Raw genomic sequence first — 11,017 nt, 5'->3', positions numbered from 1 at the left:
ATATTATCCAGAACTTCTTTCTGCAAAGGCTGCAACTCTTTTTCTTGTGTTAATCCAGTGTACACCTGGCGTATATAAAAGTTTGTGGTGTTGTACATATTCTTAGCGTTATGACAACATTCTTGAAAATAAGAATACATACGATGCCCTTTTTTAATCCAGATTTGAAGAGTTTTATAGTTTGATGGATTTTCCTTTGTCATTTTATTCACCTCCTTGTTAAGGATATTATAGCAAAAAAGAACATATGTTTCCGCTTTTTTCTTGAAAATAAAATATTTCTTTCGATTCACCTCACCACCTTCACTTACGTTTAGAGGTGGGAGTTCTCTCGAAAGGAATGATAGAAACTATAAAAAAGAGTGCAATTTTTTGCACTCTTTTTACTCATTTCTATTAGAAATCAAAGTTATCAGGATCTGGACCAACGCGGTGATTTTGGTTTAACGCATCGATTTTTTCCATATCTTCTTTCGTTAATTCAAAGTTAAATACATCAGCATTTGCAATGATGCGGTGTTCTTTCGTTGATTTTGGAATTGTGATTACTCCATTTTGAAGATCCCAACGTAAAATAACTTGTGCTGTTGTTTTACCGTGTTTCTCAGCAATTTCTTGTAATGTTTCGTTATCTAATAATTGACCTTGCATAAGTGGTGACCATGCTTCCATTTGAATACCCTGTTCTTTACAGAAAGCTTGTACTTCTTTTTGTGCTAAACGAGGGTGGTATTCTACTTGGTTAATCATTGGCTTAATTTCTGCATCTTTTATTACATCTTGCAGGTGATGTACTTGGAAGTTACTTACACCAATTGCACGTACGCGCTTTTCTTTATAAAGTGTTTCTAGCGCTCTCCATGTATCTTTATATTTCCCTTCTACAGGCCAGTGAACAAGATATAAATCTAAATAATCTAGTTGTAATTTTTTTAAACTCTCTTCATATGCAGCGATTGTTTCTTCGTATCCTTGATCTGCGTTCCATACTTTTGAAGTGATAAATAATTCTTCTCTTGAAATTCCAGTCGCTTCAATACCTGCACGGATTCCTTCACCTACAGCTGTTTCATTTCCGTAAATTGCAGCTGTATCGATACTACGGTATCCTGCTTTAATTGCTGCTTTAATTGCTTCTACAAGTTCTGGTCCTTCTTCTACTTTAAATACACCTAAACCGAACCAAGGCATTTCTACACCGTTATGCAATGTTGTTGTACTTTGTAAGTTTTTCATTTTATTTTCTCTCCTTTTATTTTGCTTGATCTCGTTTTTCTAATGACATACTCCATGCTGTTAAAACAACAGCACCTACTACCATAATGCCGCCTACCCAAGCCGTATGAATTAACCCTAACGAATTCGTTACGATACCGCCTAAATAAGCACCAAGAGCAATCCCAGCATTAAACGCCGCAATATTAATTGCCGATGCAACATCGACAGCACTCGGTACAAATCGTTCAGCTAACATTACGACATATACTTGTAACCCTGGAACATTCATAAATGCGAATAGTCCCATAAAAATAATTGTGATTAACCCAGCTACCTTAAATGGTGCTGTAAATGTTAAAACAAATAATATAATCGCTTGAATAAAGAACATGTAAAATAGCGCTCGAATTGGATTATGATTCGATAATTTTCCGCCAATCACATTCCCTATCGCAATGGCGATTCCATACACTAATAAAATGATAGTAACCGTATTAGCTTTAAATCCTGTTACTTCTTGTAATAGCGGAGATAAATACGTAAATGTTACGAATGTTCCCCCATATCCTAATGCAGTAATGATGAAAACTAGTAACAGTCTTCCGTTCGTAATCAATTTAAACTGATCGCGGAATGATACAGACGTACCTTTTTTCATATTAGATGGAATGAGAATACCATTTGCGATTAAAGCTATAACTCCAATTACCACAATTGCCAAAAATGATGTTCTCCAGCCAAATTGTTGACCAATAAATGTTCCAATTGGTGCCCCTGTAATAGTTGCAACTGTTACGCCAGTAAACATAATAGCAATGGCGCTAGCACGTTTATTTTCTGGTACGAGTGCCGCAGCAATCGTTGAACCAATTGACATAAACACACCATGCGAAAGTGCTGAAACAATTCGCGCAATAAGTAATACAGTGAAGCTTGTTGCTACCGCTGCGATTCCGTTACCAATAATGAAAATAATCATAATCCACATTAATAACGTTTTTCGTGACATATTAGCTGTTAATGACGTTAATACTGGAGCACCAAACGCTACGCCTAACGCATATAAAGAAACTGTTAAACCAGCTGTTGTAACCGACACATGTAAATCTCCCGAAATAGATGGTAATAAACCGACACTAACAAATTCAGTTGTCCCAATCCCGAACGCACTAATTGCTAGCGCTAATAACGCAAATATACTTCTTCGATTCGTCTGAACTTCTGAAGACGATGCTGTATATGAATTCAATTGAGTTTCCCCTCTTCCCTATAATCCCTATCATAATAGTGTGATAAAAAGGCCCTTTTATCTTTCAAAAAATATATTTAATCTCTACAAACACTATTATGAATGGTTTCATTCTCTTTTTAAAGAACGCACTTTAAAGTACGATAGGCACTTTTTAGTACCGTAAAGCTTGTCTCTCTCCTACAAGTACTATTATGAAATATATTTAACATAATGAATAGTACGCACTTTAAAGTACTGTAGGCACTAAAAAGTAACATAGTTAATTACTCGTACCATAAAGCTTGTTTCCCTCTCACATGTGCTATTATGAATGATATTTAACATAATAAAAAGTACGTACTTTAAAGTACTATAGGTACTAAAAAGTAACATTTATATAACCTAGCTTATTTTGCTCCAAAATTGAAATCTACATTCCATGAAGAAGGCTTTCAAATGAAGAAATACACTTTTCCCGTAGAGGCAACTTTAGAGGACATTGCTTAAACATGTAAAGGATCATGTTCATTACCGCAGACAAATAATAAAAAGGCAAAAACGAACAGAAATATGTTCATTTTCGCCTTTTTTATTTAACAATTAAAATGTACGACTTTTAGAAAGGAAATCTGCATGAGCCCCCGTTACACCACTTTGCCCCCAGTTTCCTGGAATCATTTCACGGATAAGAATAAGGACTTTATCCAAAGGTGCATGAGTATATTTAGATGTTACTTGTGTAAGTTCGTTTACCCACTTATCCTTTGTATCTTGATCAAATGTATTCCATATATCAATCTTAATAATAGCCATTCCATCAACGTTACCAGACGGTGTATCGTAAGACTCTTTTGTCTCCCAATTGGACACCCTACTTTTCTCAGCAAAGGTAGCATCACTTGCTACAGCCCCAGCTTTCCCCCAATTTTCTTTTTCAAGTTCCGTTATCAACACTTGAATTTTGTCAGGGACAATTTTTAATAGGTTTATTGTAAGTTCCGTTACATTATAAATGAATTCCTTTTTTTCTTCTGTTGACATGGTTGGCCACGTATTTAGTTCAATTAATGGCATAGTATTGCCCCCTAAAGTTAATTAATTATTTATTCACTAGCTACAACTATTGGTTCAAATGATTTTTAACTGCTCTTACTACCAATTCGTGATCTTCTTCTGGTGGTAATCCTGAAACTGTTATCATTCCAATAACCCCTACGTTTTTTATTCTGATAGGAAAGCATCCACCAAACGCAGCATATTCTGAAGTATCTAAAAGATATTTTTCATTATATGAGATTCCAGTTATTTCACTTTGTATCTGCATATAATACGAGCTACGATCATGCAGGGAAACGACTCGTTTTTTACGCTCAATCCATTTCGTATTTTCCTCATTTGTCCCTGTCATCTTGAAATGAAATAATTGCACACCATTTTTCGTTATATCAACAGCAATCAATTTTCCCTCTCGCTTTGCTGTTTCAACGATAAATAAACCTAGTTGCAAGGCATCTTCATTTGTAAAAGCGGAAAATTGAAGTGTTTCCTCCTCTTTTACAATTTGTTTACTTATTTCATTCAAATTTGCAGTACTCATATCTTTAACCTCCATAATTGTTTTATGCCACTGCGGCATTTTTTGAAATTATTAGGCCATATAGTACAGCCTTTCAATCAATCTGATTCTGAATAAAATGCTGTAACATCGTTGTTAACTAGTACCGTAAAGCTTGTTTTCTTCTTACTGATGCTATTATGAATGATATTCAAAGTTATAAAAAGTACGCACTTTAAAGTGCTATAGGTACTTTAAAGTACTATTCTACTTATCCCTATCTTACAGAGACTATTATGAAATATATTTAACATCTTAAAAATGTATGTACTAAAGAATAATATTTTTCATATCAAACTTTTTTGCTCAATGGCTGTAATTCAAATTCATCAAATTTTTGTATCAAGACAAACGAAAAATAAAAAGAACCTAGCCGATACTAGATTCTTTTCTGATCAAAAAATACTCTCATATTTCTCGGGTGTTGTTACAAACAACTTAGAATAGAACTTCTACTAAAGGCCCATTTTAATTACAGTAAAAGATTGGTGAAACGAATACATTACACCACCTAAAAATAGGAGGCAGCAAAAATGAGTGAAAAAACAGCAGGATTCTCACAAGTAAATCACGTCGGAATTACAGTAAGTAATTTAGAAAAATCTATCGTTTTTTATGAGGCATTAACAGGTAAGAAAATATCAAACATCGATGAAATTGGCGGAACGAGAATGGCGCAAACCCAAGGACTTGAAGATACTCGCATTAAATATGCCAACCTACACTTAGATAATTTGAATATAGACATTCTAGAATACGTTGTCCCTAAATCAGATAAAGCATCTTACTCAAATGATCAAATTAGTGCAATGCATCTTTGTTTTGAAGTAGAAGATATTGATGCCGCTGTAGAGCGTCTAAAAGCAATTGGGATAGAACCAGATGGAGATCCAATTGTCTTTCAAGAAGGAGACGGCTTGAAATCTGGATTTGGTACAGGCGTTGCCTACTTCCGTGATCCAGATGGTACTAATTTAGAGCTAATTGCTCCAAAAGGCCCATTTAGACGTGACTAATTCATATAAATCAAGATGGTTACAAGTCCTATAATAGCCTTGTGAATAGATACTACATTTTCTCATGTTAATACTAAAAACCACCTTTTATAATAAGGTGGTTTTTAGTATTAACATGAGGGTAATTCCGCTGAACATAAGGTACTAACATGAGGGTAATTCCGCTGAACATAAGGTACAACAGGAAGAACTATATATATTCATTTATTTAATGGAATAATATTTATACCTTTTTAACAAACTCAGATTTTAATTTCATAGCTCCAAAACCATCAATTTTACAGTCAATATCGTGGTCTCCATCAACTAATCGGATGCTTTTTACTTTTGTACCAATTTTTACGACTGATGAAGTCCCTTTTACTTTAAGATCTTTAATTACTGTTACAGAATCACCATCGTTTAAAATATTTCCATTTGCATCTTTAATTACCTTTGTATCTTCACTATTTTCAGTTTCTGATTCTAAAGTCCACTCATGAGCACATTCTGGACAAACAAAAAAATTTCCATCTTCGTAAGTGTATTCTGAATTACATTTTGGACAGTTTGGTAAATTTGACATATTTTATTTCCTCCACTCGTTATCGTATATTCTAAAAGATAAATATTTTTTCATTTAAATGCAAGAAAGACACTCTCTTCTTGCCATTTGATAATCATTTGTTGAATGTATAAAAAAACTTCCTCCACATTCTCCAAAGTAAACTTTTTAATATTCTAATGCATTTGCTTTATTCTTTCTTGTATTCATCTCCTGAGAAAGCCCGGTGCATTCATGAAAAGCGAAATGCTTACACCCTATACATTTTTTTGTATTCAAATGTCTTAAAGCACAATCAATGGCTTCTCCTGTGTGATCAAAGAAGTTTTCTTCCCCAATCTCAGCATACAATCCGTTCTTATCTAGAGCTATTTTTAGCTCGGATTGAATTCCTGAAATAAGAAGTACGCCACCTTGTTTTTGGAAATGCTGAACAATATTCCTAAAATACGACTCTCCTGTCGTATCAATAAAAGGAACTTTTCCCATACGTAAAATTAAAACTTTAGGTTTATAATGAATAGTTGCTAAAATATTTTGTTCAAATGTTTGAGCAGCCCCAAAGAATAATGGCCCTTCTATTGTATAAATACTAATTTGTGGGCAATCATGAGCTTTATTTACAACATGTGGTAACAATTTTTCATTCTTTTTTGTATGATCAGGAAGCACTTTAGATATAACAAGCATATTACTCATACGTTTTGTAAACAAAATAACAGCTAAAATAAGACCGATTTCCACAGCTGTTGTTAAACTAGTAAATACAGTAAGTAAAAATGTTACTAGTAATACAAGAGAATCTCCTGTCTTCATTTTAAGTATGTGATAAAAATGTTTTTGTTCGCTCATATTCCAAGCTACCACCATTAAAATAGGAGCCATACTAGCAAGAGGAATATGTGAAGCATATGGAGCTAACAGTAAAAGTGTCAATAACACAAATCCCCCATGAATAATACCCGACATCGGAGATACAGCCCCACTCTTAATATTAGTCGCTGTACGAGCAATTGCTCCAGTCGCCGGAATTCCGCCAAATAACGGGGTAACAATATTGGCAATCCCCTGACCGATAAGCTCTTTATTACTGTTATGTTTACTATTTGTCATACCATCTGCCACAACAGCGGATAAAAGAGATTCAATCCCGCCAAGCATCGCAATAACAAATGCAGGACCAATTAACTGTTCTATACGTGCTAATGTAATTTCTGGTATATCAAACTGCGGAAGTGTATTTGGAATCGTACCGTATGCTGTACCAATAGTAGGTACATGACCCGAGAAAAATACAGTTGCAATTATAGTTGAAATAACAACGCCTACTAATGAACCTGGCACTTTCGGCAAAATCTTTGGTGTTGTGATTATAACAAAAAAGCAAATCAAAGCAGTTATAACACTATAAAAATTGGTAGTATTAATATGAGTGAAGAGTTCCTTCAGATTCGCTAAAAATTCCTCATGCTTTTTTATACCTGTTAAACCTAAAAAACTAGCAATTTGTCCCGTAAAGATAATAACAGCAATACCTGACGTAAAACCAATTGTTACAGGACGTGGAATAAACTTAATTAAAGAGCCTAGCTTGAAGATTCCCATAAGACATAAAATAATTCCAGCCATTAAACCCGCGAGTAGTAAATTTTCGTATCCATAGGTAATTACAACTCCTAAAAGAATCGGAACAAAAGCACCTGTAGGTCCTCCAATTTGATACTTCGAACCACCAAACAGTGAAATAAGTATCCCGGCAATACAAGTTGTATAAATCCCATACTCCGGCTTAACGCCAGAAGCTATAGCAAAAGACATAGCAAGTGGAATCGCAACAACTCCAACAATCATTCCCGAAAGAAGATCCTTTTGAAAATGCCCTAATGAATAGCCTTCAAACCTTCCCGTAAATAAACCTCTCATTACAAACCCTTCTTTTCTATTTTTAATCAATCCGGATTACAAATACATTTCTCGTTCCTTATACATGAAATCTTCATTTTTACAAAAGATTAATATTCACTATACGTTTTGCTTAAATGGTGCTCTAATTTACCTATATCGCCACCTTCTTGTACATAGGATTTCAATCTTTCCGCTAGCTGTTCTCCATCTCGGCTATCTAGCTTCTTCGTATCAATAAACGATGTAATCCTTACCGTATCTGGAGTACTATCTCTACGAAACATTTGTCCTGGAATTTCACTCCAAAAACGATTCCATTCATCTAGTAATCCTATTTGGTCAAATAAAAAACCTTGCATCCCACACAACCAAGCTGTACAAGCTGTATTTCTTTGTTGACATCCAACTCCATCTTGTAAATGCTGGCATGAAAAACAACAAGAATTCCCACTGTTAATACAAACTTTACAAACGTGATAAGCTCCTGATAAGCGAAATATTTCAATCCCATGTTGGATGATGTCCTCTTTCTTTACTTCAATACTCAACCTATCCCTCCTTGCTTATCAGTTCACCTTCTGCTTCATCTAGCTCCTCTAACATTGAAATCGTATCGATTAAATGATTGTTAAAAATCTTCCGTGCAACAACCAATAAATCCACAATGATAGGATCTCGTAAAGAATATAAAACTCTTTTCCCATCTTTCGTACCAACAACAATATTTTTTGAGCGTAGTACACTTAACTGCTGAGAAACAGCTGATCCTTCCTTATTTAAAATAGCTTGAATTTCATTTACGCTTTTTTCACCTTCTGACAATAATTCTAAAATACCTATTCGCAAAGGATGTGCTAATGCTTTAAAGAAATCTGCTTTAAATTGTTGCATTTCGTTTCCCATTCAAACCCCTCCATTACTTACCCTCAATTTTAAAAAAGTATCATATACATCTTCAAATGTTTGAATATGTATATGATACTTTTAAAACTTCAGATTTTCAATACACATTTTGAAATATTAAATAAAACCCAGGTAGAGACATATACTATTCAATTACTAAAGATAAAAGCGCCTACCCTATTATGTGTGACTAATATGGTAGGCGCTTAGTAATTTAATTTTTTTAGTTTTAGATCTTGATACTATTGGATGAGTAAACTTATTTATATAAATTTAATTCATTACAATCGTGAATTAGAATAATGACTTAATACTTGCTAAAACAGTAAGTACACCTACAATAATAACAAATACGTTGCTCATTTTCCCTTTGTATTTAGCTAGTACTGGTACTTTTTGAATCGCATACATCGGTAATAGACATAAGATAGCAGCAACTAATGGACCGCTTAGAGAATCAATAATTCCAAGAATACTTGGATTTGCATAAGCAACATACCAGCATGTTAATACGACAAAAGTAAGGATTATTGTCTTAATTGTTTTTTCTTCTATATCTTTCCCACGTGTTTTACCAAACTTCATAATCACGTCACGCATTACCTCATATGCTCCGATATAATGACCAAGGAAAGACTTTGTAATAGCCACAAAAGCAATGATAGGAGCTGCAATAGTGATTATAGGCGAATTAAGCTCATTAGCAAGATATGAAAGGATTGATAAATTCTGTTCTTTTGCCATTTTCAAATCATCTGGAGTCAAACTCAATGTACTACTCCAAACGAAGAACATAACTACAACAAATGTCATGATATAACAAACCTTTTGTATTTGCGCACATTTAGCATCAGTGGCTTCGATTCCATACGTAGCTCTCTGTTTCACAACAAATGATGAAATCATAGGTGAATGATTAAATGAGAATACGATGATTGGTAGAATCATTAATATCGTTCCAAAATATCCTGTTCCTGTTGAAGAAGTAGAAACAGCTGAAAAACTAAGCATTGAAGTATTCCACTGTGGAATTAAAGATATTGCGATAAACAGTAGAGAAGCTATGAAAGGATACACTAGCATACTCATGACCTTTACAGTAATATCTTGGCCAAAATTCAGTATAGCGATAAGACCAAGAACTAATACAAGTGATAAAATAGCTCTTGGAGGTTCTGGCATGTGCAATTGATGCACGATAAAACTACTTGCAGTGTTTGTAAGCGCAACCGAATACATTAGTACGATTGTATAAATTGAACCGAAATATACGATGTTAAAAATGATACTCGCTTTATTTCCGAAATACTCTCTAATTGTACCTGTGATCCCCTCATCAGCAGAATTAGAAGCGTATATCATTTTAGCAAGCGCCCTATGTGAATAATACATAACTGGATATGCAAGTAATGTAATTAGTAGTAATGATAATAAACCACCTGAACCTGCATTAATCGGTAAAAAGAGCACCCCTGCTCCAATTGCAGTTCCAAATAGACTCAGTGCCCAAGTAGTATCCTGCTTATGCCACTTTTTTGGATCTGCATATTGCTCATTTTTCATTTCAGCTTGAACTTCTATTTTCTTTGCAGTATTCCCGTTCATATAATAAATCCCCCTTATCTCCTATTCTTACCTCTCTCTTTATGGCTAACGAACATTTACCTTTCCAGAAAAAATGAATGTCTTACAAGTTGCCCCACATTGTATGACCTTCATCAAAATTAATCCACATTGAAACATTCGCTAGTCGGCATCTTTATATAATTGTTAGCGTTCACAAAACAGTTTACTCAAAATACTGACCATTTATATAAAGACCCGCTAAGAGAAAAATATAGAATAGATTTCCTAAATGCGTTACAACGTTTCTACTAACTGTTTATTACTTTAATGGTTCTCTCCTTTTTACTTTTAACAGTAATTTCAGATAAACCGGCCTCTCTTAATTTGTGAGGCATTTGTCTCTCGAATCTGTGCATTACTTTAATAACTTCGTCAGCATTAATGCTATTGCTTACACAAGCCACTAAAGCGCTTTACATACATTTTGCCTCTAATCACACACCTTTCTTACTAGTCATCGCATTTTTTATATTTTCTCCAGAGATAATAAATTTTCTCTCGACGCCCTCATTATAACGTGTATATTTATAAAATTAATATTTTTATATTTTCAGAAATATTTAGCGGACAAAATTTTATATGGATAATATTTTACAGTTAGTATGTAGCAATTGTTTTAAATGCTTAAAGTTGTATTAGTTAGAAAAAAATACAATATTACATTAGCTACCTAAGTTACTTATTATAAAGATATTTATATCCACCTTTATTGAAAAATCATTTTTCAGACACAAAAGATATTCTAATAAATAATTAATGCGATTAAAAAGAAATATCTTTTTGAACGAACAAACCGATCTTTCAGGATATATATTATCACTATTGCATTCATATACATTTTTAAGAAAATACCTTTTTGAATTGATAGCAATGAGAGAACGACTAACATTTTGCAAAAACCTACGCAAAACGAAAAATAAAATAAGCTGCCCATATGGACCATAGCCATCAACTTAAGG

General features: G+C 33.8%; 11 protein-coding genes and 1 pseudogene. 1 reads left to right on the top strand and 11 read right to left on the bottom strand.

Annotated elements, in window-relative coordinates; all coding sequences use genetic code 11:
• The 5 genes and pseudogenes from DN410_RS07575 to DN410_RS07555 all read right to left on the bottom strand — a co-directional run.
• Nucleotides 1-203: pseudogene (locus DN410_RS07575) on the bottom strand (RNA-guided endonuclease InsQ/TnpB family protein); the annotation flags it as partial.
• 193 nt (nucleotides 204-396) lie between these two features.
• Entirely contained in the window at nucleotides 397-1,236 is an 840-nt protein-coding gene (locus DN410_RS07570; protein ID WP_149176036.1) for an aldo/keto reductase, read from the bottom strand.
• Between the two features lie 16 nt (nucleotides 1,237-1,252).
• On the bottom strand, nucleotides 1,253-2,467 hold the full coding sequence (locus DN410_RS07565; RefSeq protein ID WP_149176035.1) for an MFS transporter: 1,215 nt from the start codon (nucleotides 2,465-2,467) through the stop codon (nucleotides 1,253-1,255).
• Between the two features lie 582 nt (nucleotides 2,468-3,049).
• A complete protein-coding gene (locus DN410_RS07560) occupies nucleotides 3,050-3,523 on the bottom strand; it encodes a tautomerase family protein (protein WP_149176034.1) in 474 nt (157 codons plus the stop codon).
• 46 nt (nucleotides 3,524-3,569) lie between these two features.
• Entirely contained in the window at nucleotides 3,570-4,085 is a 516-nt protein-coding gene (locus tag DN410_RS07555; protein ID WP_149176033.1) for a heme-degrading domain-containing protein, read from the bottom strand.
• A gap of 512 nt (nucleotides 4,086-4,597) precedes the next feature.
• On the opposite strand from DN410_RS07555, the gene DN410_RS07550 reads away from it, so the two are divergent.
• The gene (locus DN410_RS07550; protein ID WP_149176032.1) at nucleotides 4,598-5,080 is read left to right on the top strand and encodes a VOC family protein; all 483 of its coding nucleotides are present in this window, start codon (nucleotides 4,598-4,600) and stop codon (nucleotides 5,078-5,080) included.
• A gap of 223 nt (nucleotides 5,081-5,303) precedes the next feature.
• On the opposite strand, the gene DN410_RS07545 is transcribed toward DN410_RS07550, so the two are convergent.
• The 6 genes from DN410_RS07545 to DN410_RS28155 all read right to left on the bottom strand — a co-directional run.
• Nucleotides 5,304-5,645, bottom strand: a complete 342-nt coding sequence (locus DN410_RS07545) for a zinc ribbon domain-containing protein YjdM (protein ID WP_025149717.1) — start codon at nucleotides 5,643-5,645, stop codon at nucleotides 5,304-5,306.
• A gap of 147 nt (nucleotides 5,646-5,792) precedes the next feature.
• Complete coding sequence (locus DN410_RS07540) at nucleotides 5,793-7,547, bottom strand: SulP family inorganic anion transporter (RefSeq protein WP_149176031.1); 1,755 nt, start codon at nucleotides 7,545-7,547, stop codon at nucleotides 5,793-5,795.
• Nucleotides 7,548-7,636: 89 nt separating this feature from the next.
• On the bottom strand, nucleotides 7,637-8,077 hold the full coding sequence (locus DN410_RS07535; RefSeq protein WP_149176030.1) for a DNA mismatch repair protein: 441 nt from the start codon (nucleotides 8,075-8,077) through the stop codon (nucleotides 7,637-7,639).
• 1 nt (nucleotide 8,078) lies between these two features.
• Nucleotides 8,079-8,432: an ArsR/SmtB family transcription factor gene (locus DN410_RS07530; protein ID WP_149176029.1), complete on the bottom strand. Its 354-nt coding sequence runs from the start codon at nucleotides 8,430-8,432 to the stop codon at nucleotides 8,079-8,081.
• Between the two features lie 294 nt (nucleotides 8,433-8,726).
• The gene (locus tag DN410_RS07525) at nucleotides 8,727-10,037 is read right to left on the bottom strand and encodes an aromatic amino acid transport family protein (RefSeq protein ID WP_149176028.1); all 1,311 of its coding nucleotides are present in this window, start codon (nucleotides 10,035-10,037) and stop codon (nucleotides 8,727-8,729) included.
• A 763-nt stretch (nucleotides 10,038-10,800) separates the two neighbouring features.
• A partial coding sequence (locus DN410_RS28155; RefSeq protein WP_218947466.1) for a hypothetical protein occupies nucleotides 10,801-11,017 on the bottom strand: 217 nt, incomplete at its 5' end.

It is taken from the genome of Bacillus sp. SH5-2 (assembly GCF_008368905.1).
GTDB lineage: Bacteria > Bacillota > Bacilli > Bacillales > Bacillaceae_G > Bacillus_A > Bacillus_A luti.
This window is presented reverse-complemented; position numbering and strand designations above follow the sequence as displayed.